This window comes from Marinobacter sp. M3C (assembly GCF_023311895.1).
Taxonomy (GTDB): Bacteria; Pseudomonadota; Gammaproteobacteria; order Pseudomonadales; family Oleiphilaceae; genus Marinobacter.
In genome coordinates this window covers 4645450-4671968 of the sequence record NZ_CP092284.1, presented here as the reverse complement: position 1 = coordinate 4671968, position 26519 = coordinate 4645450, and the positions used below count along the sequence as shown (strand labels likewise).

29 protein-coding genes and 1 pseudogene are annotated in these 26519 nt (G+C 56.0%); 15 read left to right on the top strand and 15 right to left on the bottom strand.

Annotated features, from left to right (window positions below; translation table 11 throughout):
* Positions 1–38 precede the first annotated feature (38 nt).
* The 9 genes from murB to MIH18_RS21925 form a co-directional block, all read right to left on the bottom strand.
* Positions 39–1079: a UDP-N-acetylmuramate dehydrogenase gene (murB, locus tag MIH18_RS21965; protein ID WP_249005196.1), complete on the bottom strand. Its 1041-nt coding sequence runs from the start codon at positions 1077–1079 to the stop codon at positions 39–41.
* Positions 1076–1555 carry a low molecular weight protein-tyrosine-phosphatase gene (locus tag MIH18_RS21960; RefSeq protein WP_249005197.1) on the bottom strand — a complete coding sequence of 160 codons (480 nt, stop codon included), beginning with the start codon at positions 1553–1555 and terminating at the stop codon, positions 1076–1078. Before MIH18_RS21960 ends, murB begins: the two co-directional genes overlap by 4 nt.
* Complete coding sequence (gene kdsB / locus MIH18_RS21955) at positions 1555–2346, bottom strand: 3-deoxy-manno-octulosonate cytidylyltransferase (protein ID WP_249005198.1); 792 nt, start codon at positions 2344–2346, stop codon at positions 1555–1557. Before kdsB ends, MIH18_RS21960 begins: the two co-directional genes overlap by 1 nt.
* Positions 2347–2360: 14 nt before the next feature.
* On the bottom strand, positions 2361–2549 hold the full coding sequence (locus tag MIH18_RS21950) for a Trm112 family protein (RefSeq protein WP_007350926.1): 189 nt from the start codon (positions 2547–2549) through the stop codon (positions 2361–2363).
* Complete coding sequence (gene lpxK, locus MIH18_RS21945; protein ID WP_249005199.1) at positions 2542–3627, bottom strand: tetraacyldisaccharide 4'-kinase; 1086 nt, start codon at positions 3625–3627, stop codon at positions 2542–2544. The genes MIH18_RS21950 and lpxK overlap by 8 nt, the downstream gene beginning before the upstream one ends.
* Before the next feature lie 16 nt (positions 3628–3643).
* A complete protein-coding gene (gene msbA, locus MIH18_RS21940) occupies positions 3644–5383 on the bottom strand; it encodes a lipid A export permease/ATP-binding protein MsbA (protein ID WP_249009001.1) in 1740 nt (579 codons plus the stop codon).
* Positions 5384–5463: 80 nt separating this feature from the next.
* Positions 5464–5889 (bottom strand): biopolymer transporter ExbD, encoded by a 426-nt coding sequence (locus tag MIH18_RS21935; RefSeq protein ID WP_249005200.1) that lies wholly within the window; start codon positions 5887–5889, stop codon positions 5464–5466.
* A gap of 5 nt (positions 5890–5894) precedes the next feature.
* Complete coding sequence (locus tag MIH18_RS21930) at positions 5895–6521, bottom strand: MotA/TolQ/ExbB proton channel family protein (RefSeq protein ID WP_249005201.1); 627 nt, start codon at positions 6519–6521, stop codon at positions 5895–5897.
* 68 nt (positions 6522–6589) lie between these two features.
* On the bottom strand, positions 6590–9094 hold the full coding sequence (locus MIH18_RS21925) for a DNA internalization-related competence protein ComEC/Rec2 (protein ID WP_249013480.1): 2505 nt from the start codon (positions 9092–9094) through the stop codon (positions 6590–6592).
* Positions 9095–9173: 79 nt separating this feature from the next.
* Here MIH18_RS21925 and MIH18_RS21920 point away from each other — a divergent pair, with 79 nt between their 5' ends.
* Positions 9174–9692, top strand: coding sequence for a DUF2062 domain-containing protein (locus tag MIH18_RS21920; protein WP_249005203.1), 519 nt, complete (start codon positions 9174–9176; stop codon positions 9690–9692).
* Here the strand turns inward: MIH18_RS21920 and MIH18_RS21915 are convergent.
* Both MIH18_RS21915 and MIH18_RS21910 read right to left on the bottom strand, forming a co-directional pair.
* Positions 9689–10405: an ABC transporter ATP-binding protein gene (locus MIH18_RS21915; protein ID WP_249005204.1), complete on the bottom strand. Its 717-nt coding sequence runs from the start codon at positions 10403–10405 to the stop codon at positions 9689–9691. The two genes, MIH18_RS21920 and MIH18_RS21915, sit on opposite strands and share 4 nt — an antisense overlap.
* A gap of 9 nt (positions 10406–10414) precedes the next feature.
* On the bottom strand, positions 10415–11656 hold the full coding sequence (locus MIH18_RS21910) for a lipoprotein-releasing ABC transporter permease subunit (RefSeq protein WP_249005205.1): 1242 nt from the start codon (positions 11654–11656) through the stop codon (positions 10415–10417).
* A 119-nt stretch (positions 11657–11775) separates the two neighbouring features.
* Between MIH18_RS21910 and MIH18_RS21905 the strand changes: the two genes are divergently transcribed.
* The 8 genes from MIH18_RS21905 (at position 11776) to infA (ending at position 17817) form a co-directional block, all read left to right on the top strand.
* On the top strand, positions 11776–12402 hold the full coding sequence (locus MIH18_RS21905) for a PilZ domain-containing protein (RefSeq protein WP_249005206.1): 627 nt from the start codon (positions 11776–11778) through the stop codon (positions 12400–12402).
* Positions 12403–12442: 40 nt separating this feature from the next.
* A complete protein-coding gene (locus MIH18_RS21900; protein ID WP_249005207.1) occupies positions 12443–12757 on the top strand; it encodes a hypothetical protein in 315 nt (104 codons plus the stop codon).
* Between the two features lie 102 nt (positions 12758–12859).
* On the top strand, positions 12860–13912 hold the full coding sequence (locus tag MIH18_RS21895) for an agmatine deiminase family protein (RefSeq protein WP_283164801.1): 1053 nt from the start codon (positions 12860–12862) through the stop codon (positions 13910–13912).
* 81 nt (positions 13913–13993) lie between these two features.
* Positions 13994–14908, top strand: coding sequence for an AAA family ATPase (locus MIH18_RS21890; protein WP_249005208.1), 915 nt, complete (start codon positions 13994–13996; stop codon positions 14906–14908).
* Between the two features lie 190 nt (positions 14909–15098).
* On the top strand, positions 15099–16052 hold the full coding sequence (gene trxB, locus MIH18_RS21885; protein WP_249013479.1) for a thioredoxin-disulfide reductase: 954 nt from the start codon (positions 15099–15101) through the stop codon (positions 16050–16052).
* Between the two features lie 38 nt (positions 16053–16090).
* Entirely contained in the window at positions 16091–16807 is a 717-nt protein-coding gene (gene aat / locus MIH18_RS21880) for a leucyl/phenylalanyl-tRNA--protein transferase (RefSeq protein WP_249013478.1), read from the top strand.
* On the top strand, positions 16804–17517 hold the full coding sequence (locus MIH18_RS21875; protein ID WP_249013477.1) for an arginyltransferase: 714 nt from the start codon (positions 16804–16806) through the stop codon (positions 17515–17517). Before aat ends, MIH18_RS21875 begins: the two co-directional genes overlap by 4 nt.
* Before the next feature lie 81 nt (positions 17518–17598).
* The gene (infA, locus tag MIH18_RS21870) at positions 17599–17817 is read left to right on the top strand and encodes a translation initiation factor IF-1 (protein ID WP_007350942.1); all 219 of its coding nucleotides are present in this window, start codon (positions 17599–17601) and stop codon (positions 17815–17817) included.
* Between the two features lie 266 nt (positions 17818–18083).
* Here infA and MIH18_RS21865 read toward each other — a convergent pair whose 3' ends face one another.
* The 4 genes from MIH18_RS21865 to clpS all read right to left on the bottom strand — a co-directional run bounded on the left by MIH18_RS21865 (position 18084) and on the right by clpS (position 21745).
* A complete protein-coding gene (locus MIH18_RS21865; RefSeq protein WP_249013476.1) occupies positions 18084–18635 on the bottom strand; it encodes a cytochrome b/b6 domain-containing protein in 552 nt (183 codons plus the stop codon).
* Positions 18628–18903 (bottom strand): PepSY domain-containing protein, encoded by a 276-nt coding sequence (locus MIH18_RS21860; protein WP_249013475.1) that lies wholly within the window; start codon positions 18901–18903, stop codon positions 18628–18630. The genes MIH18_RS21865 and MIH18_RS21860 overlap by 8 nt, the downstream gene beginning before the upstream one ends.
* A gap of 196 nt (positions 18904–19099) precedes the next feature.
* Complete coding sequence (clpA, locus tag MIH18_RS21855; protein WP_249005214.1) at positions 19100–21367, bottom strand: ATP-dependent Clp protease ATP-binding subunit ClpA; 2268 nt, start codon at positions 21365–21367, stop codon at positions 19100–19102.
* Positions 21368–21385: 18 nt separating this feature from the next.
* The gene (clpS, locus tag MIH18_RS21850; protein WP_249014663.1) at positions 21386–21745 is read right to left on the bottom strand and encodes an ATP-dependent Clp protease adapter ClpS; all 360 of its coding nucleotides are present in this window, start codon (positions 21743–21745) and stop codon (positions 21386–21388) included.
* Positions 21746–22054: 309 nt separating this feature from the next.
* Here clpS and MIH18_RS21845 point away from each other — a divergent pair, with 309 nt between their 5' ends.
* From MIH18_RS21845 to purB, 6 genes and pseudogenes are all read left to right on the top strand, one after another.
* Entirely contained in the window at positions 22055–22288 is a 234-nt protein-coding gene (locus MIH18_RS21845) for a cold shock domain-containing protein (protein WP_249005215.1), read from the top strand.
* Positions 22289–22395: 107 nt separating this feature from the next.
* The gene (locus MIH18_RS21840) at positions 22396–23046 is read left to right on the top strand and encodes a pseudouridine synthase (RefSeq protein WP_249005216.1); all 651 of its coding nucleotides are present in this window, start codon (positions 22396–22398) and stop codon (positions 23044–23046) included.
* Positions 23031–23153: pseudogene (locus tag MIH18_RS21835) on the top strand (NUDIX hydrolase); the annotation flags it as partial. The gene MIH18_RS21840 and the pseudogene MIH18_RS21835, both read left to right, overlap by 16 nt.
* A 48-nt stretch (positions 23154–23201) precedes the next feature.
* Positions 23202–24410: a tRNA 2-thiouridine(34) synthase MnmA gene (gene mnmA, locus MIH18_RS21830; RefSeq protein WP_249005217.1), complete on the top strand. Its 1209-nt coding sequence runs from the start codon at positions 23202–23204 to the stop codon at positions 24408–24410.
* The gene (hflD, locus tag MIH18_RS21825) at positions 24407–25033 is read left to right on the top strand and encodes a high frequency lysogenization protein HflD (protein ID WP_249005218.1); all 627 of its coding nucleotides are present in this window, start codon (positions 24407–24409) and stop codon (positions 25031–25033) included. The genes mnmA and hflD overlap by 4 nt, the downstream gene beginning before the upstream one ends.
* Positions 25034–25144: 111 nt before the next feature.
* Positions 25145–26512 carry an adenylosuccinate lyase gene (gene purB, locus MIH18_RS21820; RefSeq protein ID WP_249005219.1) on the top strand — a complete coding sequence of 456 codons (1368 nt, stop codon included), beginning with the start codon at positions 25145–25147 and terminating at the stop codon, positions 26510–26512.
* Positions 26513–26519 lie beyond the last annotated feature (7 nt).

Here is a 26519-nt window from a genome sequence, read left to right as displayed (position 1 = left end):
CGCACCAGGGTTTTTTTAGGAGTAACCGATCAGCCAGGCTAATCAATGGCAGGCTGTGTTAGCGGTTCCTGCTCCAGTTCAACGCCAAAGCGCGCCTGGACCGACTCACGTATTTCCTGAGCCAGCGCCAGCAACTGTGCTCCGTTACCGCCGCCGTGGTTGATTAACACCAAAGCCTGGCGGTTGTGCACGCCAACCCATTTATTGCGATAGCCTTTCCAACCGCACTGCTCAATCAGCCAGCCCGCCGCTAGTTTCACGCCCTGACCGTGTGGCAGTGGGTAGGCCACCAGATCTGAAAAACGGCTTTGCAGCTGTTCAAACACCTTTTGGCTGACCACCGGGTTTTTAAAAAAGCTGCCGGCGTTTGGCAGGCGCTGCGGATCTGGCAGTTTGCGGCGGCGAACGGCCATCACTGCTTCGGCCACGTCTTCAGCGTTTAATTTTGCCACGGGCGTGTCGCCAAAGTACGCCGCCAGCTCGCCGTAACCCAACTGGAAAGGCCGGCTGCGCGACAGGCGCAGATGCACATCCAGAATCAGATACCGTTCGGGCTGCTGTTTAAACAGGCTGTCACGGTAGGCAAAATTGCACGTTTCTGCGCTTAGGGTAACTGGCTTTCCGCTGCTACGATCCAGAGCGGTGACACACACCAGCGTGTCTGCCAGCTCCACGCCGTAAGCGCCAATGTTTTGTACCGGTGCGGCACCGCAGGTGCCGGGAATCAGCGCTAGGTTTTCGATGCCGCGATAGCCACTGCGGGCGGCGTACAAAACCGCGTCATGCCAGTTTTCACCGGCGCCCAACACCAGCGTGGCCGCCTCGGCACTGATATCGTGCCAGTGCCGTCCGGCCAAGGCCATGTGCACAACCAGGCCATCAATGTCGGCGCGGAACACTAGATTACTGCCACCGCCGACAATCAGCACCGGCAAATTTTTTTCATCAGCCCAGGCCAGCGTGGCACCAACCTGTTCACGATGGGTAATGCGAGCGAAATAGCGGGCACTGGCCGCAATAGCCAGGGAGTTATGGGGCGTTAAATCTACCCTTTCCCGTATTTCTGGCCGGGTGTTCACCCTAGCTTCCCGCGAATGTCATTCAGCAGACCTTCACCGGCTTGATGGATCAATTCGAGCACGTGTTGAAAACCATCGTCTGCACCGAAGTACGGATCTGGCACTTCCTGGTCATCAAAATCAGCAAAGTCCAGGAACAGCCGTGGCACTGTGCCCCCGTTCTGATGCCAGATTTCTTTCACGTCTGCCAGATTCTGGCGGTCCATCACCAATACATAGTCAAAACTGTCCAGGTCTTCGACCTCGAACTGACGCGCTCTCAGGCCGCTGATATCAATACCGATTCGACCAGCCGCGGTTACTGCGCGCTCATCCGGGCCTTTGCCAATGTGCCAGTCACCGGTACCGCAAGAATCAATACGTACCTGCGGTTCAAGGCCGGCGGCCGCTACCTGTTTGCGAAACACGCCTTCGGCGGTGGGTGAGCGGCAAATGTTACCCAGACACACAAATAAAACGCTAACAGAGGCTGCCATTACGTTGTCTCCTGCTTGTTCAAAAAAGCCCTTACCCGTTGCAGATCCGCCTCGGTGTCTACCCCGGCTGGCGGGCTGACGGCCGCCAAATCGACATGAATGCGAGCACCGTTATAAAGCGCACGCAGCTGTTCCAACGCTTCAACCTGTTCGGCGGGCGCCGCTGGCCAGCGCACAAAATCCGCCAGTACGCCGGCGCGATAGCCATAAATGCCGATATGGCGAAAATAACCAAAATTGTCTGGCAGATCCCGATTTACAGTGTTGCCTGTACCGACCGCCGTGGCCCAGCCATCGCGATACCAGGGTATGGGCGCGCGGCTGAAATAATGTGCCATCCCCTGCTGGTCGAAAACCACTTTCACCACGTTGGGATTAAACACCGACTCAGTATCGTGAAGGCGCTCACACAGAGTGGCAATGGCCGCTTCGGGGTGCAATTCCAGATTGTCTGCCACCTGGTTGATCAACACGCTGGGGATCAGTGGTTCATCCCCTTGTACATTTATTACCCGGTGGTCTTCGTCCAAATTCAAGGCCTGTGCCACTTCAGCCAGACGGTCGGTACCGCTGACATGGCCAGCCGAGGTCATGACGACTTCGGCACCAAAGCGCTCGCAGGCTTGCTGTACCCGCGCGTCGTCGGTGGCAATCACCACTCGCCCGGCGCGGCTTTCCTGCGCCCGCTGCCACACATGTTGAATCATCGGCTGGCCGCCAATGTCTGCCAGGGGTTTGCCTGGCAAGCGGCTTGAGCCGAAGCGCGCGGGAATCACGACGGTAAAGGACATGAATGGCTCCTCGCTCAGCTTTTGTGCAGGCGTTCATCGGTGCTCAGGGTGCGGGCTTCGGTGGCCAGCATCACCGGAATACCTTCGCGCAAGGGAAACGCCATGGCGTCCTGATAGCACAACAGTTCGGTTTTTTCGTCGTTGAGCTTGAGCTCGCCTTTACACACCGGGCACGCCAGCAGTGCCAGCAGTTTTTTATCCATGATGATGGTCTCGTTCTGTTGCAACGGAAGCAGCCGCCAGCGGGCCGCTTTTATTCGGGTGCAGCTGGCGCCAACGGGCCAACTGGCTCAACAGCCGGCGGCCAAATTCGGCAGGCAGCTGGGCTTCAATCATCAGAGCGTAAGCGTTGTCAGGTGCAAAATCCTGGCACTTCACCGCGTCTTTGGCAGTCATTACCAGCCATTCACCACTGTCGGTTTTCAGATCGCCCGGTTTAAAACGGTGATGGTCGGCAAAAGCCCGCGGCCTTACCTCTGCGCCCAAGGCGCTGAGGGTGGCAAAAAATCGCGCCGGGTTCCCGATACCCGCCACCGCCAGCAGATTTTGTCCCGCCAGCTTTGTCAGCGGTACCTGCGCACCGCTGGCCAGGTGCAGAAGATGCATCGGGCTAAGATTCATGGTGTAGATTGCCTTGTGTTGCACGCCGGCAAATTGGCTGTGGCGACGAACGCGCGCTCCGGTAGAGCCGTTAAGAATAATATAATCGACCGAGTTCAACCGTTCTGCCGGCTCCCGCAGCGGCCCCACAGGAATGCTGGCGCCATTGCCCAAGCCGCGGCTGGCGTCGAATACGGCCAGTTCTATGTCACGGGGCAGAGCGTAGTGCTGAAGACCGTCGTCGCACACCAGAACATCGCCCAATCTCTGATCAATGGCGTAGTGCGCTGCGCGCAGCCGTTGCGGATCTACCACCACCGGGCAGCCAGTGGCCCGTGCCAGCATAACGGGTTCATCACCGGCGATACTGGCGTTGCTATCGGCACTCACAAAAAGCGGGTATTGCGAGGACTTGCCACCGTAGCCGCGGCTGAGAATCACCGGCGTCCAGCCCGCGTTGCGCAATTGCGTTACCAGCCAGGCCGTAAGCGGCGATTTACCGGTGCCACCGGCGGTAATATTACCCACCACCACCACCGGAGCCGTTAACGACGGGGCCCGATTTTTCAACGCTTTGCGCCTGCGCGATTCAGCAATGCGCCGGTAAAGCCAGGCCAGTGGCGCCAGGAATCCCAGCGGGCGATTTTGGCTATACCACAACCGATCGACCAGCGAACTCATACCCGCTTACCGTTGGTCATGCGTGCTCGCTGAATTGCATTTGATGCAATTGGGCATAGGCGCCGCCCTGGTCCAGCAACTCCTGATGGCGGCCAGATTCCACTATGCGGCCATTGTCCATCACCAGTATGCGATCGGCGTTTTCAATGGTCGACAGGCGGTGAGCAATCACCAAGGTGGTGCGGCCTTTCATCACCGTTTCCATAGCGTTCTGGATGTAGCGCTCAGATTCGGTATCCAGCGCCGATGTGGCTTCGTCCAGAATTAGAATGGGTGCGTCTTTCAGCAGCGCCCTGGCAATGGCCAGGCGCTGGCGCTGGCCCCCGGAAAGCATAACGCCGTTGTCGCCAATCATAGTATTCAGACCCTCAGGCATGCGGTCGATAAATTCCAGAGCGTGCGCTTTGCCAGCGGCTTCGCGAATGGCCTCGGGGCTGCAATCGCGCAGCGCCCCGTAGGCAATGTTCGCTGCAATCGTATCGTTAAACAAGACGACGCTCTGAGTAACCAACGCTATCTGAGCGCGCAGGGCCTGCAGCGTAAAGTCTTCCAGCAAATGGCCGTCAATACGGATTTCGCCGTCGGTGTAATCGTAAAATCGCGGCAACAGGCTCACCAGCGTGGATTTGCCACTGCCACTGCGGCCGACCAGGGCAACGCTCTGCCCCGCCGGAACTGTCAGCGAGATGTTGTCCAACACTTTGTCGAGCTGGTCGCGATAGCTGAAGCCCACGTTACGAAATTCGATGTCGCCTTTAACCCGCTGCGGGGCAAAGGTGCCGAAATCCGGCTCCGGGCGTTCGTCCAGGGTTTCAAACACGTCGTAGGCTGCCGCAAGGCCCTTCTGGATTTTTGAATGCACGGAAGTCACTTGGCGAATAGGCTTGGCCATAGTTGTTGCTGCGGTAATAAAGGCGACTAATTGACCGGTACTCATTTCGCCGCGAATGGTCGGCGACAACATAGTCCACACCAGCGCCGCAATCGCAATGGCCACCAGAACCTGAATCACAGGCACGCTAATGGCCTGGGTAGACGACATTTTCAAGCTTTGCTTCAGATTGCCTTCGCTGACCTTCTGAAAACGCTTTCGTTCGAAGTCTTCACCGCCAAAGGTGCGCACCACTCGATAACCGCTGATTGATTCCGACGCAACGTGGGTAATGTCGCCCATGGAGCCCTGAATGCGTTTGCTGATTTTGCGGAAGCGCTTGCTGGCGTAGCTGACCACCGCTCCGATCAGCGGCCCTACCGCCAGAAATACCAGCGTGAGTTTCCAGTTGGTGTAAAGCATGTAGCCCAGCAGCCCGACGATGGTCAGGCCTTCGCGAAAGGTAATGGTGATAGCGTCGGTTGCGGCTTCAGCCACTTGTTCCACGTTAAAGGTCAGCTTCGACACCAGTCGGCCGGCCGCGTTGTCATCAAAGTAGCGCGACGGCAAGGTAAGCATACGGTCAAATACATCGGTGCGCAGGGCATTGATGACGTTACGACCCACGTAGCTGATGAAATATTGGCTCAAGAAGGTGCCCAGGCCACGAAACGCGAACACCCCGACAATCAGCAGGGTTAAAATCAGCCGATTCTGCTCGGTCGGATTTTCAATGGCCTTGATGACGTATTCCATGGCCGCCGCCATGCCGGTCGACGCCGCGGCATAAATTACGTTGCCGATTATCGCCAGGGTAAACGCTATCCAAAAGGGTTTCACATAGCGTAAAAGGCGCTTGTAGGTGTGCCAACTGCCTTCTGGCATCTTACCCGGGTTTTTAAGCTCTGGGTCTGCGGAGCTTTTGGGGCTTTTGGGGTTTGTCGGGCCTGGTGACCTTGCTGCACTCACTGGGATTGGGCCTCACGTTCGGTGGTGATGCTGAGTTTCGCGAAACCCAAGCGACCGGCCGCATCCATCGCCCGCACCACAAACTCGTGGGGTGTACGGGCATCGGCGGTGATAATGAACGGCAATGATGTGTCTGCGTCGGCCAACTCCCGAATGCCTCGTTCCAGCGTTTCGCGGCGATTGTTCACCAGCGGTTTGTCGTTCAGCAGGTATTGGCCATCGGCGCTAATCACCACATCAATCTGTTCGACTTCTGCCGGCGGCGCCGGGTTACCGCTTGCTTGCGGCAATTCCACCTGAAGATGACTTTCCCGGGTGAACGTTGTCGATACCATAAAAAAAATCAACAACAAAAACACCACGTCGATCAGCGGTGTCAGGTCCATAGCCACGTGCTGGCTGCGCTGGCGCTTGAACTTCACTGGGTTCAGGCTCCTTTTACGTCAATTTCGCGGTCGCCGTGTACCACTTCCACCAGTTTGATGGCCTCTTGCTCCATGTTTACTACCAGGGCATCTACCCGGCGGATAAAGTAGCGATGGGCAATCAACGCGGGAATAGCCACACTGAGGCCAGAGGCTGTTGTTATCAGGGCTTCGGAAATACCGCCAGCCAGATTGCCAGCATTGCCTACGCCGGCCAACTGAATTTCCGCAAACACTTTGATCATGCCGATGACCGTGCCCAAAAGGCCCAGCAACGGCGTTATGGTTGCAACGGTGCCCAGTGGGTTCAGAAACCGCTCGAGCTGATGAACCACCTGACTGGCTTCGTGCTCGATGCTTTCTTTCATTACCTCACGGCCGTGCTTGGCGTTCAGCAAACCGCTGGCAAGCACACGCCCCATGGGTGACGACGCCTGCAGGGTTTTCAGGCGTTTGCCGTTCAGCTCTTTTTTCTTGATCCAACGCCACAGCTCATTCAGCACCTCTGGCGGCGCGATCCGGCTGTCACGAAGGCTCCAGAAACGTTCAAGGATGATGGCCAATGCCAGCACAGAACAAAATAGTATGGGCACCATCAAAATGCCACCGGCTTTTAAAAGCTCGAACACGCTCGGTCTCCTGGTCAATTACAAGCCGCGCTACTTTAGCATAGCTGTCGGTATTTTTTGCATAGCGACTATTGTGTGACGTTGCGCAACCGTTCCAGACACCGCGCGCGTGCCAGACCGGGGCCACTGATCCAAAATGGCGCGCTTTGTTGCACCTGACGGATTACCAGCCCGTCAGATTTTACCCCCATAATCACGGCTCCAGCGCAAGCGGTATTGATCTGATGGCTACCGGCCAATTCATAACGGCGGGTAACCTGCGGGTGCGGGTGGCCGTAACGATGGCGGTAACCGGCGGTGTAAATAACGGTATCGGGCGATAGAGCCTGAATTAGAACGTCGGACGACGACGTTTTGCTGCCGTGGTGGGGCGCCAACAGCACTCGATTAATGGCGTTACGCGCCTTTTGCGTTTTTTGCGCAGACTGATCATTTAGATAGCTCAAGTATTCGGCTTCTTCCCTGACGGTAATATCACCGGTTAATAGCCACTCGGTCGCCGAGTCTGGGTCACGAATGCGTAGCACGCAGGACGCCCCGTTACCCTCTTTGGCGCGATCTGAGCGCCAGAAATTCAGCTCCAGTCGCCCCAGCATCAGGGTTTGCCGCCTGCAGTCTGTCACTTTTCTGACCAGCCCGGCCTGCCCCAGGCGACCGGCTGTTTCGGCCGCTTCGCCGCCGATCAAGCGCGCTAACGGCAATTCGGTGACAAGCTGCTCCAGACCACCGCTGTGGTCGCCATCGGCATGGCTCACCACCAGCGTATCCAAGCGCTGCACCCCCAGCGCCCGAAGGTTGGGAAGTATCACCGACTCTACCGCCGAGAACACACCGGGAATGGCTGGACCGGTGTCGTAGAGCAATGCCTGCTTTTGATGACGCACCAGAACCGACAGGCCCTGGCCCACATCCCATACGATCACCTGCGGCATAGGTACGGGGCGGTTATCCACCGGCGCCTGAAACCACACGTGCGACACTAACCAAAGCCCCAAGCACACCGCCAGCGCCAGACGAAAGCCCCGCTGCGGATACCACAAAGCCAACAGCACGACCGCCGCCAACCCGATGGCAGCGGCCACACCCAGCTGAATTGTCGGGCTGTTCCAGCCCGCAAGCCACTGCAATCCTTGCCATAAAACCCCCAACACGGTGTCCAGAAGCAGCGTCACCCACACGCTGCTGGCGGGTACAAGCGCCACTAGCAAGGCGCCGCACAACAGCAGCGGCATAACCACCATCGACACCCACGGAATGGCAAACAGATTGGCCACAAACCCCGCCAGCGGCTGATTCTGGCCCAGTAACAGCAGCCCCGGCCATAATCCGGCGAACATGGCAGTCTGCGCCAGCACCAGCGCCAGCACGCCCTGAACCGCGCCAAGGCGCCCGGAGAACACCAGTATCAAAACCGCCACCGCACAAAATGACAGCCAGAAGCCAGCGTCCAGCGGCGAAAACGGATCGGCAATCAACACCACTGTCAGCGCCAGCAGCAGGCTGCGCCAGGGCGGTATGTGCCAGCCTTGCAGCAGCGACCAGCCCAGTACAGCGATCATTAACAGCGCGCGCCGGGTGGGCACGGTAAAGCCGGACATCAACGCGTAGGCCAGGCAGCCAATCATCACCACGCCAAACACCAGGCGCCGCCTGGCACGTTCAGACAGAATGGATTCGGGTACTCGCACCGCACACCGACGCGCCACACATCCAATGCCCAGAGCCACTAGGCCCAGATGCAGACCCGAAATCGCCACCAGGTGAATGGTGCCGGTGGCTTTCAGAGTGTCCCAATGGGCGGGGGTCATGGCGCCGCGATAGCCAATTAGCAAAGACGCCAACAACGGGAAATGCGTGGCTTCGCCAAACTTTGCCGTCACCCAGTTCAGCAGGCGCCGGTGCTGGTAACGGTAACGGCAGTGCAGGCCGCATTCAATGCTGGCATCCGGCACCACCGTGCGCACACTTCCGGTGGCACGGTAACCGTGACGGAACAGCCAGTCTTCATAGCGGAAACCGGTCAGGTTCAAGCCACCGTGGGGGCGTTTAAGCACAACCGTTATCGTCAGGGTGTGACCGGGTAACTGGTCTGGATGGTCGCCGTACCAGGCCAGGCGTAAGCGGGAGGGTAAAGGGTGCGCCGGTGATGGCGCTTGCACGCTATGTTGGTAAGCGTTTTCCACTAGGCAGAAATCGAACTTTAAACTGTTAAAACTGCCCCGAGCGGGAAGACTGCAGACATAACCGGACACCTCCAACGGCACCCTTTCCCATGCCGCCGGCAGGCGCTCATGCAGGCGCTGACTGGAGTGCCATGAAGCCCAGGCGGTGCCCGCTAACAACGCCGCAAGTAGAATAAAAGCCGTGCGGCCCCAGCGGTCAGGAAGCAACAGCGCCAGCACGCCGCAACCAGCCATAGCTGCAAACAGCAATTGCCATGCTGGCAACACCGACAACCGATACAGTAAGATAACGCCGCAACAGAACGCGATTAGCAAAGGCCCGACAACAAGGCCTCGCAGGCTGCGAGACAGCGAGCGGTTTGAGCTGCCACTGAAAAAATCGCCGGACATTCCTTGTCCTCCTGAATTATGGCACCGGCACTGTCCTTAACACCGGTCGTTTACACGTCTATAGGCAGAACAACTTCTTATGCCGAAGAGGTTCATGAAACGCTATTTGCCGTCTCCGGAAAAGGTGAGGCAAATGAAATCGCTGAGTTTTCTAGGCGATATTATACAGGAACCCAATCTGTGGCATATTAACCGCCACAGTGTGGCCCGTGCGTTTTTGATAGGCGTGTGGTTCTGCTTTATTCCGATGCCTTTCCAGATGTTTGCATCGGCGCTGTTCGCGGTTTGGTTCAACGCCAACCTGCCGCTGGCGGTGGCACTAGTGTGGATCAGCAACCCGATTACCATGCCCCCGATTTTCTACTTCAACTACAAGCTGGGGGCCTGGATGCTGAACAGGCCACTGCTGGATTTTGAATTCTCGCCGTCACTGGCGTGGATCAGTGAACGTCTGTTGGATATTGGCATACCGCTTTATCTGGGCTCGCTGGTTGTGGCGACGGTGTCTGCCTGTTTCGCTTATTTGATCATTCAGTTGTTATGGCGCAGAAGAGTCCGCGCCAACTGGCGTCTGCGTCGGGGGCAACGCCGCCACTAACCTTCGTGCACCAAACGCCCCTGCTCCAGCCGCATCACTCGCCCCAGACTTCGTGCCATCGACATATCGTGGGTCACCATCACAAACGCCATGCCAAACTGGTCACGCAGCGATTCGATCAATGCGCGCACACCGGCACCGGTGTGTTCATCAAGATTACCGGTGGGTTCGTCCATCAAAACACAGTCGGGCTCGTTCACCAGGGCCCGGGCTATGGCCACGCGTTGACGCTCACCGCCAGACAGCTCGCCCGGCTTGTGTTCCAGGCGTGCGCCCAACCCCACACTGTTCAGCAGAACAGCGGCCTTCTTGCGCGCTAACGCCACGCTGATACCGCCCAACACGCAGGGCATCATCACGTTCTCAAGCGCAGAGAACTCCGGCAACAAATGGTGAAACTGGTACACAAACCCAAGATGCTTGTTGCGAAAGCGCGCCCGCGCAGCTTCTGACAGTTTGTAAATTTCCTTACCGCAAATTTCGATATGGCCCGTTGACGGGCGGTCTAGCCCGCCTAGCAAGTTCAACAGCGTGGTTTTTCCGGAGCCGCTGCTACCGACAATGGCGATTGTTTCACCGGCGGTGACTTGCAACGAGATGTCGGAAAAAATCGTCAGCTTTTCCGGGCCCTGGCTATAGGTGCGGGTCACTTGATTGCAATCAATAACCCAGTTCGCGGTGTTGGTCGTTACGTCTTTTATACTTTTGCTCATAGGTTGGCTCTATTCATATCTAAGCGCGTCTGCCGGGTCGATACGAGACGCACGCCAGGCCGGGTAAATAGTGGCCAGCAGACTCATGGCCAGGCCACTACCGCTGATGATCATGACGTCTTCCCACAGCAGCTGGGACGGCAAGTAACTGATAAAATAGACGTCGGCACTGAGGAACTGATGGCCCAGTGCGCCCTCCAGCCAACTGATGAACGCGCTGATGTTGAGTGCACCCAGAATACCAAGCACAGTGCCCACCAGGGTTCCGAAAACGCCGATGACCGCGCCCTGCACAATAAAGATGCGCATGATACGCGCGGGTGTCGCGCCCATGGTGCGTAAAATGGCAATGTCTGCGGTTTTGTCGGTGACCACCATGACAAGAGTGGACACAATATTGAATGCCGCCACCGCCACAATGAACATCAGCAACAGGCCAATCATGGTTTTTTCCATTCGTATAGCCTGGAATAGATTGCCGTGGGTGCGGGTCCAGTCGGATACGTAATAGCGCCCGGTAAGCAGCTGCGCCGCCTGCTCTGCCACCCGCGGCGCGGCGAACAGGTCGTCTACCAACAAACGGATACCCTGGGCTTTACCGTCTGTGCGCATCAGTTTGGCGGCGTCGTCCATGTGAATCAGAGTGTAACTGCCGTCTAGTTCGGCACCCACGCTGAACACGCCCTTTACGGTAAAGCGCTTCAATCGCGGCAATACGCCAGCCGGCGTTACCGACGCCTCAGGCAGCACCACGGTTATTTTGTCACCCAGCTGCAGGCGCAGGCTGGACGCCAAAAAGCGCCCGATAATGATGCCGAATTCGCCAGACTTCAGATCGTCCAGGCTGCCCTGCTCCATGTGGTCTTCAATAATCGATACGGTTCGCTCCTGGTCTGGCAAAATGCCGTTCAACAGCACGCCGCGCACCACTCCGCCGCCGGTGACCATGGCCTGGCCCTGAATAAACGGCGCCGCCGCCAACACTCGCGGGTGTTTCTCGACTGCTGCGTCTACCGCTTCCCAGTTTTCAAGCGGGCCAGCGCCCTCGATAATAGCGTGGGGCACCATACCCAGAATGCGCTGTTTTAGCTCGCGATCGAAACCGTTCATGACTGACAACACGATAATCAGCACCGCAACGCCCAGCATCAAGCCGATCATAGAGGTGAGTGAAATAAACGAAATAAAGTGATTGCGGCGTTTGGCAGCGGTATAGCGCAAGCCGATATAAAATGATAAAGGTTTAAACATAAAGCCTTGCCTGCTGCTGGCTGCGACTAATTCGTGATTGATTGAACCCGGTCGTGTTAATGCCTCGCCGGGAACTGCTAAACTTCACCCTACAAATGAACATCCGTATCGGAGTCCTAATGACCCAGCGCAACGATGACAGCGCCAATGCGAAGACACAACGCGAACGGCGGGATTACTTTAGAATCAACGACCGGATTGGATTGGAGGTACACAAACTGCCCACCAGTACCCAAGACGATTTCAGTGCCTTCGGAAATACCCCGTTCACCAGCTTACAGGCCGAATTCAGACGCCTTGACCAAGACATTAAAACCCAACTTGCCGGCTTAAGCGAGCGCGACCGGGCGCTGCAAAGCCTGTTAAAAGCGTTCAACTCCAAGCTGGATATTCTGGCGCGCATTATGGCCTTTGAGCAAAATCCGTTGCAACCGGAGCATTGGCACCAAGCCACGCTCAGCGAGGGTGGCGTTGCCTTTGTTAGCAACGATGACAGCTTGCAGGTGGGCGACCATATTGCCATACGCCTGACTCTGCCGCCGGAACTGTTTCAGCCCCGAGCCGTTGGCGAAGTAGTCGGCGTTAACACCGAAGACTGCGGCGGCACACGGATTCACACCCGCTTTGTGCGCTTGGAAGACAGTGATCGTCAACAACTGGCGCGCCATATCATGCGCTGGCAAATTCGCCAGCGCCAGCAACCGAATGCCGGAACTGCCGAGGCGAATGACCAAAGCGCAGACTAAATTACGTTTTATCCATTTCTCCTGCGGAGTCACCCTGACTATGAAGACCCATCGCTTTTGGCGCTCATTGCTGCGAGCCGGCCTGTTGTCCGCCGTTCTGGCGGCGACCTTGTCGGTGATGCCTGCCAGCACTCAGGAACTGGTTGTTCCACTTGGCCAACAGGGCGACCGCGATGCCAACTCATTGCCACAAACCGGTATGAAGGCCGAGCGCGTGCGCGAGCGCTGGGGCTCACCCGAATCTACCCGCGGCCCGGTAGGCCAGCCGCCCATCAGCCAGTGGCACTACCCGGCTTTTGTGGTGTATTTCGAGAGCGATCGGGTTATTCGCGCGGTTATAAAGCACACGCCCTGACACAGACACAGAAAAGGCCGCAAAGTTTCGCCAGTAGATCCTGACGTGCCGGCGCCTGTCCGTTAGAATGGTTTTTTTCAATAGGAAAAAGGTACTGGCCCAGTGAAATCGAAGCCGTTATTACCCGCAGAGTGGGCGCCGCAGAGTGCGGTGATGCTGACCTGGCCCCATCGGAAAAGCGCATGGGCCAGCAGTCTGGCACAGACAGAGCCGGTATTTATGGCGATTGCGCGCGCGGTTTTGCGCTTCGAATCCGCATTGATCAGCTGCGAAGACCCAGAGCAGGCGCAGCGACTGCAGGAACAGCTAAACCAGTATATAGAAACCTCTGGCGTGGCATTCCGCGCTCGGGTTCTGATTGCGCCGTCAGACCACAGCTGGGCACGCGACCACGGCCCTTTAACGGTGTTCACTCACCAAGGCTCGAGGCTGGTCGATTTCGGTTTTAACGCATGGGGCAATAAGTTTTCGTGGGACAAAGACAACGCCCTGAACAACAGGCTGCTCACGGCCGGTGCGTTTGACGGCAGCACCTTGAAAAGCGTCGAATTCATCCTGGAAGGCGGCGCCATCGACACCGATGGCGAAGGCACTCTGCTGACCACCAGCGAATGCCTGCTAAGCCCCAGCCGCAACCCCGATTACAGCCGCAGCGCCATGGAGAAACTTTTTGGCCAGTTGCTGGGCATTCGCCGGGTGCTCTGGGTTAATCACGGTTACCTGGCCGGCGACGATACCGACAGCCATATAGATACTCTGGCGCGGTTTTGCGCACCCGACCACATCTGTTATGTCGCCTGCCCTGATGAAAGCGACGAGCACTACGGCGCTCTTAGCGCCATGGCCGAAGGCCTGCGCGAATTCCGCCAAGCCAATGGTGCGCCTTACCGTCTGACGCCCCTGCCCTGGCCAGACGCTATCCTTGATGAAAAAGGCCAGCGCCTGCCGGCCACTTACGCCAACTTTCTGATCATCAACGGCGCGGTGTTGCTGCCGGTATACGATGTACCACAAGATGCCGCAGCGATTGCCACATTGCAGAATCTGTTCCCAGACCGCGAAATCATAGCCATACCCTGTCGCCCGCTGCTTCAGCAAGGTGGCAGCCTGCACTGCGTGACGATGCAATTGCCTGCGGGCGTAATAACCAGATAGCGCCGCAACTGTTCTTTCCTGAGCAACCGGCGTATTGCCTTTTACGCAGACATTTCAAACGGGCAAGAGATTGATCAAAATATGCACAAAGCGATAAATCAGATTGTCGACCAACTCAATGGCATTTTGCTGGGCAAAGACCGGCAAGTGCGCCTGGCGCTTTGCAGCCTGTTCGCCGGCGGGCATTTGCTGATTGAAGACATTCCCGGCATGGGTAAAACCACGCTTGCCCACGCTCTGGCACACATAATAGGCCTGCGCTATCAACGCATTCAATTTACCAACGATTTGTTGCCGGCGGACGTGCTGGGCTATTCGATTTACGACAAGGCTGCCGGCAGCCTTGTTTTTCATCCAGGGCCGATTTTTGCCCAGCTGATTCTGGCCGACGAAATAAACCGCGCATCGCCGCGTACCCAGAGCGCTCTGCTGGAGGCAATGGAAGAACGGCAGGTGTCGATTGAAGGCGAAACCCGCCCCCTTCCCCATCCATTTTTTGTGATTGCCACCCAAAACCCCATCGAACAAGGCGGTACCTTTGCGCTGCCAGAAAGCCAGTTAGACCGGTTTTTGATGCGCCTGCATCTCGGCTACCCTGACCCCCAGGCAGAACGTCAATTACTGGAAGGCGAAGACCGCCGCAGCCTGACCCAGCGCCTGCCCACCCTGTTAGCTGAAGAACAATTGGAGCGCATTCAACAAACGGTGCTGCGGGTTAACACCAGCCCGGCGCTGCTGGATTACGTACAACGCTTGCTGGAAGCCAGCCGCAACATTCCGGGCCTGCTTTACGGCCTGTCGCCGCGGGCCGGTTTGGGCCTGCTGCGCGCAGCGAAAGCCTGGGCGCTGATGCAGGGCCGTGAACACGTGTTACCAGACGACGTACAGGCGGTGTTTGCGGCGGTGGCAGAGCATCGCCTGGAACAGGGCGAAAGCGGCAAAAGTCGGGAGCGGGTGCAGCGCTTGCTGGCCGGCGTATCGGTGCTTGGCGACTGAACCCATAGAGCAGGCGTATCGGTAGAATTGGCCAAAACAACTGGCAAGCACACCGGCTATTCATGATAGCCTTTGTATCTTCCTATTGAACTTTCTAAATTTTCTAAACGTTCTAAACTTTTTAAATTTCGTGCCGCTGCCATAACGAGCTGCGGACACAGTGAATACACTCGTATTAAGTGAGAACAGCATGAGCACCAGCACACACTCCCGCCTGATTATTCTAGGTTCCGGCCCTGCCGGCTATACCGCTGCCGTTTACGCAGCCCGCGCCAACCTGAAGCCAACATTGATCACCGGTATTGAAGTGGGTGGCCAGCTGACCACCACCACAGACGTCGATAATTGGCCCGGTGACAACGATGGCGTGCAAGGGCCAGAATTAATGCAACGTATGTTGAAACATGCGGAACGCTTTGAAACTAAAATCATTTATGACACGGTTAATGAAGTCGATTTGAACCAGCGTCCGTTTCGCCTGAAGGGCGACAGCGGCGAGCACACCTGCGATGCGCTGATCATTTCCACCGGCGCCTCGGCCATGTATCTCGGGCTTGAGTCGGAAGAAAAATTCAAGGGCCAGGGTGTGTCGGCCTGTGCAACCTGTGACGGCTTTTTCTATCGCAACCAGAAAGTAGCGGTTATCGGCGGCGGCAACACTGCCGTTGAAGAAGCCCTGTACCTGTCCAACATCGCCGCCGAAGTGACGCTGGTGCACCGCCGCGACAGCCTGCGTGCAGAGAAAATTCTGCAGGACAAATTGTTTGAGAAAGCTGCCAACGGCAATGTGCGAATCATCTGGGATCACACCTTGGACGAAGTGCTGGGTGACGGCACCGGCGTAACCGGTATGCGCATCCGCAGCATGAAAGACGACTCCAAGCAGGACATGGAGCTTTCCGGCGTGTTTATCGCCATTGGCCACAAACCCAACACCAGCCTGTTCGAAGGCCAGCTGGAAATGACAAATGGTTACCTGCACATCCGCTCCGGATTGGACGGAATGGCGACCCAGACAACCGTGCCCGGCGTGTTTGCCGCCGGTGATGTTGCCGATCACGTGTATCGCCAAGCAGTGACTTCGTCCGGTTTTGGTTGTATGGCGGCGCTGGACGCCGAGCGCTATTTGGACCAACTGAGCTAAGCTAAACCAACAAAGCCGAGCTGAACAGTGAACACACTATGACGTCTTTGCCCTGGTTGCCTGAACATGCGCTGTGGTTCCCCTCGCCCGAGAGCGCGCTGGTGGAACCCGACGGCCTGCTGGCTGCCGGCGGCGATCTGAGCAGCAAGCGCCTGGTGCTGGCCTATGAAAACGGTATTTTCCCCTGGTACAGCGATGACCAGCCCATACTCTGGTGGTCACCCGATCCGCGCTGCGTCATTTTTCCGGAAAATATCCACGTTTCACGCAGCCTGCGCCGGAGCCTCAACAAAGACTATTTCTCGGTAACCGCAGACCGAGCCTTCAGCCGGATTATGCGCCTGTGTGGATCTACCCGTGCTGAGGGCACCTGGATTACCGAAAACATGCTTCAGGCCTACAACAAGCTGCACCGAGAGGGCGTTGCCCACTCTATTGAAGCCTGGAACCCGCACGGCGAATTGGCGGGAGGCATGTACGGTATAGCGCTGGGCAGCTGTTTTTTTGGCGAGTCTATGTTCTCGCTGGAAACCAACGCGTCCAAGGTATTAATGGTGCACCTTGCCAACCAGCTGCGGCAGTGGGGATACCGGATCATTGACTGCCAGGTAGCCAGCGATCACCTGTTGAGCATGGGCGCACAAACATTACCGCGAACGGAATTTCTGGTCCTGCTTGGCCGCTATACAAAACAACCACCGGCGGTGGAAGATTGGCAGTTTCAATGGCGCTGGCCGAGCCCGGAGGGTGAATGAGCAATTTGAGAACACTGGTGTTCTTTGCAACGCCCGCTCACGACTGCAGCTATCTGCCAGATCGCCAGTCCACCACCATGTTTGTAGATCCTAAAGCAGAGGTTAACCGCACGCTTTACAGCCAGCTGACAGCTCTTGGCTTTCGCCGCAGCGGCTCGCATTATTATCGCCCCCACTGTGAAAACTGCCAGGCCTGCATTCCGGTCAGGGTACCCGTCGCAGAGTTTAGCCCCGACCGCAACCAACGCCGGGTGTGGAATAAGAATAGTGATCTGGCCTGTGCGCTGGTGCCGGCAGCCTATTCGGAACAATGGTACCGGCTTTACGCCCGCTACATTGAACTGCGCCACAAAGACGGCGACATGTACCCGCCATCACGAGAGCAGTTCATGGCGTTTCTGGTGGAAGGCCAGACCGATTCCTGGTTTCTCGAAATGACCCTGCACGGTAAGCTCGTCGGATTGGCGGCGGTTGACCGTCTGGACGACGGCCTGTCGGCCATCTATACCGTGTTCGAACCAGACCTGGATCATCGCAGCCTGGGCACCTTCGCGGTACTCTGGCAAATTGAAGAGGCCCGGCGCCAGCAGCTCAGCCATGTGTATCTGGGGTACTGGATTCTGGAATGTCGCAAAATGAACTACAAAAGCCGCTTTAAACCCATCGAGCAGTTCACGGATAACCGCTGGCAAGCACTCGATAGCAACTGACTTTTGCTAAACGGCTCAAAATCAGGCAGTATTACGCAATTTAAAATTACGGAAAGTATTCCAAAACGAGGTTTTTACTGAATGGCGAAGACAGATGTCATTGAAATGGAAGGCGTTATTATTGATACGCTACCAAACACCATGTTCCGTGTAGAGCTGAGCAACGGCCACGTTGTGACCGCACACATCTCCGGAAAGATGCGCAAGAACTACATCCGCATTCTGACCGGCGATAAAGTCAAAGTGGAACTGACCCCATACGACCTAAGCAAAGGCCGCATCGTTTACCGCGCGCGTTAATGTTTGGCGGTCACGCTGTCAGCTTTTTGTAAATAGTATCGTCGTAACCCGCGTACCTTAAAATGTCATAAAAGAAGAGCTCGCCTTGGCGAGCTCTTCTTTTTGCACTTCTCGAAACTGGCGTATCGCCGTGTACTAATTTGCCAAAGGCCATCTCCCTGAATAGCCTTTATATCTCTGCTTTTAAGTTTCATAGACACCGCGAGCTTCGCACACCGTGTCCAGAATTCGGTTGCTTCTGCAAAATCGCTGATTGACGTAAGCGGCTAACGCCGTTTGTAGCCAGTGAACATCGAACGGATAAGGTTTTCCTTGTGATGGAAGCTCTCATAGATCGCCGCACCCACGTGCAATGCGATTGCGACAAGCGTAATGTTCACTGATATCTCGTGCACTTTTTCGAGCATCCCGCTGCCCCAACCCCAATCAGTTGTAAGTAGCCAGCCGCTGATGCCAATCACACCGTTCGCCAGCAACAAAAACAGGATCATGATCGCCGCTGCCGGATTATGACCTAGATGGCGTGGCTCCCGCCCCTTCAGCATAAGACGTATATAATCGGTCAGTCGCTTAGGCTTCGGCACAAAATCACTAAAACGCGCATAACGACTGCCGAACACACCCCAGACCAAACGGCAAGCTATCAACCCCAAGACCACATAGCCCAACCATTCGTGGATGTCCCGGTAGTCGTCGGCAGTGAAATAAGCCACGAAAAACGCCGCCACCAGACCCCAATGAAAGATTCGCACCGCCAGATCCCAGACCTTGACACGGCCATCCTGGCTCACGGTGCTCGCTTTCAGGGTATCAGTCATCGCGCTCTTCCTTGATCACATCGCCACTGACCGGGTTGAAATAGATCTCGACCTTCACGCCGCCCTTATCCATACCGTAGATCTCGTAGCAGTTGCCACTGGTAACATTGAACTTTTTGATCGTGTAGCCTTGATCGGCGAGGTTCTGTTTCATGGTGTCCTGAGACATCCATTCGGATTGCGGGGCGTCGGTGCATTGGGGGCCAGCGACAGCGGCTCCGGTGAACAGCAGAGCGGCGGTAGCGGCGGCAATATAACGAATCTTCATGGCAGATTTCCTTGTCGTGTTCAGGTGACATGCCGGTTTGGCATAACATGCATCGAAACACGCCAACCTGACAGGGACCTTAACGCTCGAAATCGAAGACCAATCAATGCAATAAAAAAGGGAAGAAGGAAAGAAGGGAGATATTAAAATGGCACTTGCTCAGCCTGGTCCAGGTGGACCAGGCTGAGCAAACAGGTCAAACCGCTTCTGCGGGTTCCGGCTCGTACTCGAACACCAGTTCGTCGTTTTCGAGGTGCACAAACACTTCGCCGCCCTTCTCGGCCAATCGACCAAACAGGATCTGCTCAGCCAGGGGCCGCTTGATTTTGTCCTGAATCAACCGTGACATCGGCCTTGCACCCATGGCCACGTCGTAGCCTTTGTCTGCTAACCACAGCTTGGAAGGCTCGTCTACGTGCAATACCACGCGTTTGTCGTCCAGCTGCGCCTGCAGTTCGGTGAGGAACTTATCCACCACGTGAGTGATGGTCTGGCGCTCCAGATCCGCAAACTGAATGATGCCATCCAAACGGTTGCGGAATTCCGGCGTGAAGGTCTTGCTGATGATTTCCATACCATCGCTGCGGTGATTTTGCTCACTGAAGCCAATGGAGCGACGGGCCATGGTTTCGGCGCCGGCGTTGGTGGTCATCACCAAAATTACGTGACGGAAGTCAGCTTTGCGGCCGTTGTTGTCCGTCAGCGTGCCATGGTCCATTACCTGCAGTAGCAGATTGAACACCTCTGGGTGAGCCTTTTCAATTTCATCCAGCAGCAGTACGCAGTGCGGATGTTTGTTCACCGCTTCGGTTAGCAGACCGCCCTGGTCAAAACCGACATAGCCCGGCGGCGCACCAATCAGGCGCGACACAGTATGGCGCTCCATATACTCAGACATATCAAAGCGCACCAGCTCGATACCCAACACCTTGGCCAACTGCTTGGTGACTTCGGTTTTACCGACACCGGTGGGGCCGGCAAACAGAAACGCACCTTCCGGTTTTTCAGGTGATTTCAGCCCGGCGCGAGCGAGCTTAATAGCCGTAGACAAGGATTGGATGGCCAAGTCTTGCCCGAACACCACCATTTTCAGATCCCGCTCCATATTACGCAGCACATCTTTGTCACTGGTGGACACGCTCTTGGGTGGAATACGTGCAATATTGGCCACGACTTCCTCAATTTCTGCGACGTCGATCACTTTCTTGCGTTTGTCTTCACTCATCAGGCGCTGATGGGCACCCGCCTCGTCGATCACATCTATGGCCTTGTCAGGCAGGTGCCTGTCATTGATGTAGCGTTCAGACAGCTCAGCAGCCACGCGCAGGGCCTGATCGGTGTAGGTTAAATCGTGATGTTTCTCGAAATTTGGCTTCAGACCTTTCAGAATCAGATACGTGTCTTCGACGCTGGGTTCGTTAACATCAATTTTCTGGAACCTGCGAGCCAGGGCAGCATCCTTCTCGAATATACCGCGAAATTCTTGATAGGTGGTCGAACCAATGCAACGCAGCTCACCCGAGCTGAGCATGGGTTTGAGTAGGTTCGACGCATCCATCACGCCACCTGATGCCGAACCGGCGCCAATAATGGTGTGGATTTCATCGATAAACAAGATAGCGTGTTCCTGCTTTTTCAGATCCGACAACAGGCCTTTCAGACGCTTTTCAAAATCACCGCGGTACTTGGTACCTGCCAGCAGCGCTCCCAAATCCAGCGAGTAAACCACCGCATCAGCGATCACTTGCGGCACCTGAGCATCTACAATGCGCTTGGCCAGACCTTCAGCGATGGCGGTTTTACCAACGCCGGCTTCGCCGACCAGCAAGGGATTGTTTTTGCGACGGCGCACCAGAATCTGCACCACACGCTCGACTTCGTGTTCGCGCCCGATCAGCGGGTCTATACGCCCTAGGCGGGCTTGTTCATTCAGGTTGGTGGTGTAATTTTCCAGGGGTGTAGACTGCGTCGCTTCCTCGCCGCTCTCTTCCTGAGCAGCCTCGCGGCCTTCTTGATCCTCCGCACCCTGCACTCGGGAAATGCCGTGAGAAACAAAATTGACCACGTCAATGCGCGCTACATTCTGCTTTTTCAGCAAGTAAACCGCCTGACTTTCCTGCTCACTGAAGATCGCCACCAGCACGTTGGCGCCGGTTACCTCTTTTTTGCCGGAAGACTGCACGTGGAAAACCGCGCGCTGAAGCACACGCTGAAAGCCCAAGGTTGGCTGGGTTTCGCGATCGCCGTCAGAATCCGGGATGATTGGCGTTGTGGAATCAACAAATTCAAGCAGTTCCTGTTCCAGCTGGCCCAACTCTGCGCCACACGCTTTCAGAACTCCCACTGCCGAATCGTTGTCCAAAAGGGCCAACAGCAAATGCTCTACTGTCATGAATTCGTGACGTTTGTCACGGGCATTCTTGAAGGCCGAATTCAATGTAAGTTCAAGATCTTTGCTCAGCATGGGCTACTCCAACTGCTATCAATCTGCACGTTCAATTTCGCACAACAGCGGGTGATCACATTCTGACGAATACTGATTCACCTGGGCTGCTTTGGTTTCTGCGATATCCCGGGAATACACGCCGCATACAGCTTTGCCTTGCGTATGGACGAGAAGCATTACCTGTGTTGCCTTTTCTTCATTCATCGCGAAGAAAGTCGTTAACACCTCCACCACAAAGTCCATGGGAGTGTAGTCGTCGTTTAAAAGAATCACCCGGAACCGCGCGGGCCGCTTCAGAGCTGGCTTTTCCAGCGCCACACTGAGCTGGTCGTGGCGACCCGGCTCACTTTCATCTCCCTGATTCCATATTAGTTGAGAATTTTCAATCATACGCATCATTCTTTACCGAAGTTGCCGGTGCCTTGCTAGTAATGTGGGTATTGGCCCCCGCTTTTTCAAGCAGGCTTATGTTCCGTCTGACTTAAGTATGCCTGTCAGTGGGACACCAAGCCGCGATCCTTTGCCTATATAAGTACGAACATGATACCGGTTCCGGACTGCCTTCAACCACCCAAAACCTCTATAGCGAGCAGTTGACTGCAACTCCGTATTGAACCAAAGTTCATTGCAATGTAAAAAAATGTTACCAAACTCCGGAATTCAACAATAATAATCACTGACAGCATAAGTACAGGGGAGTTCAACATGCCCAGCGGCAAAGTGAAATGGTTCAACAACGCCAAAGGTTACGGTTTTATCATTGAAGACGGCTGCAGCGACGACCTGTTTGCTCATTTTTCGGCCATTCAAATGGATGGCTATAAAACTCTGAAAGCCGGGCAGGCGGTCAGTTTCGAGAAAAAACCGGTGGATGACGGTGTCCACGCCGTCGACATTATTCCGCTGCTGCAAACAAATCACATCGTCCCGTCTGGCTGAACGATAAAACTGCCGAATTTCTGTGCATCCACGGGTACTGGACGGTTGCGAAATCCTGTATCTGGGGTAGTCTCTGCGTCTAGCCCTACTAGCAACACAGACTATCTATGGCCGAATTAATCCTTTTCAACAAGCCGTTCCAGGTACTCAGCCAGTTTACTGATGAACGGCAGTCAACCGACAAGCCCCGACGAGCCACCCTGGCTGACTGGATCAACCAGCCGGGCATATACCCTGCCGGCCGCTTGGATTATGACTCCGAAGGCCTGCTATTACTGACCTCAGACGGCCAACTACAGCATCGCATCGCCTCGCCCCAGGGTAAGATGGAAAAAACTTACTGGGTGCAGGTTGAAGGCACGATTAGCGAGCAAGGCCTGCGCCAACTGGCACAGGGGGTTCAACTAAAAGACGGCCTGACGAGCCCGGCCCTTGCCCGTACCATGGACGAACCGGCGGTTTGGTCACGCAATCCCCCTGTACGTTTTCGCCAGAACATCCCCACCAGCTGGCTGGAACTGACCATCTGTGAAGGCCGTAATCGCCAGGTAAGACGCATGACCGCGGCGCTGGGTTTTCCTACGCTACGGCTGATCCGCTATCGCATTGGTGACTGGAGCCTTAACTTACTTGAACCCGGCCAGTTCAGTTCAACAACCGTAAATATAACCACGACTGCAACGCCGCATCGTAAACCCACTGGCAGCCGGCAAACACCAAAAGCAAACCGCGGCCACCGCCCTCACCGGAACAAATAGCCGGTCTGGGTGATAAGCTGCGCAGCCCGCTGGTACTTCAGTGTATGGAAGATTACCAAAGTGGTAGGCGTTTGCCGCTGGATCTGATTCACGACCCACAGACGTGACGACCGCAAGCTGATAAAATCATCCGCTTTTACTGACACAGAGCCGTTATGACCGAGTTCCACACAGCCGCAAATACTGCCCCTGGCACTAGCCCAAACACCAGCCGCGTTATCGTCGGCATGTCTGGCGGTGTCGATTCCTCCGTTGCCGCCTGGCTACTGAAAGAACAGGGTTATCAGGTAGAAGGCCTGTTCATGAAGAACTGGGATGAAGACGACGGCACCGAATACTGCACCGCCATGACCGACCTGGCCGATGCTCAGGCGGTGGCCGATCACATCGATATAAAGCTACATACCGCCAGCTTTGCGGCGGAGTACTGGGACCGGGTATTCGAGCATTTTCTCAGCGAATACAAAGCCGGACGCACCCCAAACCCAGACATTTTATGCAACAAGGAGGTGAAATTTCGCGCTTTTCTGGATTACGCGATAACACTGGGCGCCGACTACATTGCCACCGGACACTACACCCGCCAATGCCCGCTTGATGACGGTTCCGGCCGGGCTCAGTTACTCAAAGGCCTCGACGGCAATAAAGATCAAAGCTATTTCCTGCATGCAGTATCTGGCGATCGTATTGCCCGCACCCTGTTTCCAGTGGGCGAACTTGAGAAGCCGGAAGTGCGCCGTATTGCCGAAGCGCAAGGGTTTATTACCCACGACAAAAAAGACTCTACCGGTATCTGCTTTATTGGCGAGCGCAAGTTCACTGACTTCCTGAAGCAGTACCTGCCGGCCCAGCCCGGCACTATCGAAACGCCGGAAGGTCATGTTATTGGCCGCCATCAGGGGCTGATGTACCACACCATTGGCCAACGCCAAGGCCTTGGTATTGGCGGATTGAACGGTTATAGCGATGAGCCCTGGTACGTAGCGGAAAAAGACCTGACGCGTAACGTATTGATTGCAGCTCAGGGTAAAAACCATCCGCTGCTGTTTTCCCGTGGCCTGGTATCTGGCCCCGTCGACTGGGTTGCTGCTGAGGCTCCGAGCGCGCAGTTTCGCTGCATGGCCAAAACCCGCTATCGCCAGCCCGATCAACTGTGCGAGGTAACCGTCATCGATGGCGGCGTCAAAGTGGTGTTCGACGACGCCCAGCGCGCAGTAACGCCGGGCCAATCGGTGGTATTTTACGATGGCGAGATTTGCCTGGGCGGCGGCGTCATTGAACACACCTGGCGCCATGGCGAATCACTGCCAGCGCGCCTGACCACTGAGTCAACTAACGGATTGAAGTCAGGAGTGCAGTCATGAGCCGCACACTGCACGACCAAACCCTGGCCCTGGCCGGCGTTTTTCAGGCCGCGAATCTGGTTACCCAGATTGCCCATGACGGCATTTGCGACGCAACCGACCTGGAAACCTGCCTACGCTCACTGTTCGCCACTGACCCGGCGACCACGCTGGACGTTTACGGTGGAGAACTGCGCGACTTGAGCCTGGGGCTAAATACGTTGATTCGTGTGCTCAGCGAGCAAAGCAAGCCTACCGACATCGAAATACTGCGCTACGTGCTGAATTTAATCCAACTGGAGTCCAAGCTCAACAGCAGCAACGACATGATGTCCGTGCTGGGCAGCCGGATTGAGCAGGCGCGTCACACTGCCAGCCATTTCGGTTATGTACACAGCAATCTGATTGGCAATCTGGCGTCAGTGTATACCGACACCATCAGCACCTACCGCCAGCGCATTCAAGTCGGCGGCACGCCAGCTATTCTGCAGCGGGAAGAAAACGCCGCTAAAATACGGGCGTTGCTGTTAGCCGGCATCCGCTCTGCGGTGCTCTGGCGGCAGACCGGCGGGCGCCGCTGGCAACTGATCTTTACCCGCAAAAAAGTAATTGCCCACGCCCGCGAATTGCTGAAAACCGGCTAGTACCCCATTTGGCTGATTCGCAAACCTGCTGAGCTGATTCCGACTGGCCGCTGGTGTATTATATCGCCCTGACTTTTACCGCCCCGCTTCAAACATTTTGAGAGGTTTTCGATGGAACTCACCGCCCTGACCGCTATTTCCCCGGTGGACGGACGCTACGGCAGCAAAGTTAGCGTTTTTCGCGACATTTTCAGTGAATATGGCCTAATCAGAAACCGCGTAACCGTCGAAATCCGCTGGCTGCAAAAACTGGCGGCTCATCCGCAAATTCAAGAAGTTCCGACGTTTTCTGCTGAAGCAGAGACCGCTCTGAACGCCCTCGTCAGCGAATTCGGTCTGGCCGATGCCCAGCGCATAAAAGATATTGAGCGCACCACCAATCACGATGTGAAAGCGGTGGAGTACTTCATCAAAGAGAAAATCGCCGATAACGCCGAACTTCACGCGGTCACCGAATTTGTTCACTTTGCCTGCACCTCAGAAGACGTCAACAACGTGTCCCACGCATTGATGCTGCGAGAAGGCCTGGACAGCGGCATGCTGCCGGCGATGACAAAAGTCATAGACCAGGTCGCCATGCTGGCACACGACCACGCAGCCCAGCCCATGCTATCGCGTACGCACGGCCAAACCGCCTCGCCGACCACCGTGGGCAAAGAACTGGCCAACGTTGTGCACCGTCTGCGGCGCCAGCTAGCGCAGATAAAAAACGTCGAACTGCTGGGAAAGATCAACGGCGCGGTGGGCAACTACAACGCCCACATTTCTGCCTACCCAGACATTGACTGGGCCGAAACCGCCAAAACGTTTATCGAAAGCCTGGGGCTGAATTTCAACCCGTACACGACCCAGATTGAACCCCACGATTACATCGCCGAACTGTACGACGCGGTTGCCCGCTTCAACACCATTTTGATCGACTTGGATCGCGACATCTGGGGCTATGTTTCTCTGGGTTATTTCAAACAGAAAACCGTCGAAGGCGAAGTGGGTTCGTCCACCATGCCACACAAAGTTAATCCCATTGACTTCGAAAACTCCGAAGGCAATCTGGGCATTGCCAACGCCTTACTAAACCATTTGTCAGCCAAGCTGCCGATCTCGCGCTGGCAGCGCGATCTGACCGACTCCACGGTGCTGCGCAACCTGGGCGTGGGGTTCGCCCACAGCCTTATTGCCTATGAATCTACCCTGAAAGGCCTGAGCAAATTGGAGCTGAACGCGGCGCGCCTGGACGCCGACCTGAACCAGGCCTGGGAAGTTTTAGCGGAACCGATTCAGACCGTGATGCGCCGTTACAATATTGAAAAACCTTACGAAAAGCTGAAAGCCTTAACCCGCGGAAAAGCCATGAGCGCCGAGGTTATCCAAAGCTTTGTCAGCAGCCTGGACATTCCCGAACAGGCTAAAGCCGAACTGATGGCGATGACGCCCGGCAGCTACATTGGCAACGCCATAGACCAAGCCCGCAACATCTGAATACCGG

What these genes read in the sequence shown, in the direction of transcription:
- MIH18_RS21960 (WP_249005197.1), bottom strand. Translation starts at nt 1,555, where the DNA reads ATGGCAGCCTCTGTTAGCGTTTTATTTGTGTGTCTGGGTAACATTTGC.
- kdsB (WP_249005198.1), bottom strand. Translation starts at nt 2,346, where the DNA reads ATGTCCTTTACCGTCGTGATTCCCGCGCGCTTCGGCTCAAGCCGCTTG.
- MIH18_RS21950 (WP_007350926.1), bottom strand. Translation starts at nt 2,549, where the DNA reads ATGGATAAAAAACTGCTGGCACTGCTGGCGTGCCCGGTGTGTAAAGGC.
- lpxK (WP_249005199.1), bottom strand. Translation starts at nt 3,627, where the DNA reads ATGAGTTCGCTGGTCGATCGGTTGTGGTATAGCCAAAATCGCCCGCTG.
- msbA (WP_249009001.1), bottom strand. Translation starts at nt 5,383, where the DNA reads ATGCCAGAAGGCAGTTGGCACACCTACAAGCGCCTTTTACGCTATGTG.
- MIH18_RS21925 (WP_249013480.1), bottom strand. Translation starts at nt 9,094, where the DNA reads ATGTCCGGCGATTTTTTCAGTGGCAGCTCAAACCGCTCGCTGTCTCGC.
- MIH18_RS21920 (WP_249005203.1), top strand. Translation starts at nt 9,174, where the DNA reads ATGCCGAAGAGGTTCATGAAACGCTATTTGCCGTCTCCGGAAAAGGTG.
- MIH18_RS21915 (WP_249005204.1), bottom strand. Translation starts at nt 10,405, where the DNA reads ATGAGCAAAAGTATAAAAGACGTAACGACCAACACCGCGAACTGGGTT.
- MIH18_RS21910 (WP_249005205.1), bottom strand. Translation starts at nt 11,656, where the DNA reads ATGTTTAAACCTTTATCATTTTATATCGGCTTGCGCTATACCGCTGCC.
- MIH18_RS21905 (WP_249005206.1), top strand. Translation starts at nt 11,776, where the DNA reads ATGACCCAGCGCAACGATGACAGCGCCAATGCGAAGACACAACGCGAA.
- MIH18_RS21900 (WP_249005207.1), top strand. Translation starts at nt 12,443, where the DNA reads ATGAAGACCCATCGCTTTTGGCGCTCATTGCTGCGAGCCGGCCTGTTG.
- MIH18_RS21890 (WP_249005208.1), top strand. Translation starts at nt 13,994, where the DNA reads ATGCACAAAGCGATAAATCAGATTGTCGACCAACTCAATGGCATTTTG.
- trxB (WP_249013479.1), top strand. Translation starts at nt 15,099, where the DNA reads ATGAGCACCAGCACACACTCCCGCCTGATTATTCTAGGTTCCGGCCCT.
- aat (WP_249013478.1), top strand. Translation starts at nt 16,091, where the DNA reads ATGACGTCTTTGCCCTGGTTGCCTGAACATGCGCTGTGGTTCCCCTCG.
- MIH18_RS21875 (WP_249013477.1), top strand. Translation starts at nt 16,804, where the DNA reads ATGAGCAATTTGAGAACACTGGTGTTCTTTGCAACGCCCGCTCACGAC.
- infA (WP_007350942.1), top strand. Translation starts at nt 17,599, where the DNA reads ATGGCGAAGACAGATGTCATTGAAATGGAAGGCGTTATTATTGATACG.
- MIH18_RS21865 (WP_249013476.1), bottom strand. Translation starts at nt 18,635, where the DNA reads ATGACTGATACCCTGAAAGCGAGCACCGTGAGCCAGGATGGCCGTGTC.
- MIH18_RS21860 (WP_249013475.1), bottom strand. Translation starts at nt 18,903, where the DNA reads ATGAAGATTCGTTATATTGCCGCCGCTACCGCCGCTCTGCTGTTCACC.
- clpA (WP_249005214.1), bottom strand. Translation starts at nt 21,367, where the DNA reads ATGCTGAGCAAAGATCTTGAACTTACATTGAATTCGGCCTTCAAGAAT.
- clpS (WP_249014663.1), bottom strand. Translation starts at nt 21,745, where the DNA reads ATGCGTATGATTGAAAATTCTCAACTAATATGGAATCAGGGAGATGAA.
- MIH18_RS21845 (WP_249005215.1), top strand. Translation starts at nt 22,055, where the DNA reads ATGCCCAGCGGCAAAGTGAAATGGTTCAACAACGCCAAAGGTTACGGT.
- MIH18_RS21840 (WP_249005216.1), top strand. Translation starts at nt 22,396, where the DNA reads ATGGCCGAATTAATCCTTTTCAACAAGCCGTTCCAGGTACTCAGCCAG.
- mnmA (WP_249005217.1), top strand. Translation starts at nt 23,202, where the DNA reads ATGACCGAGTTCCACACAGCCGCAAATACTGCCCCTGGCACTAGCCCA.
- hflD (WP_249005218.1), top strand. Translation starts at nt 24,407, where the DNA reads ATGAGCCGCACACTGCACGACCAAACCCTGGCCCTGGCCGGCGTTTTT.
- purB (WP_249005219.1), top strand. Translation starts at nt 25,145, where the DNA reads ATGGAACTCACCGCCCTGACCGCTATTTCCCCGGTGGACGGACGCTAC.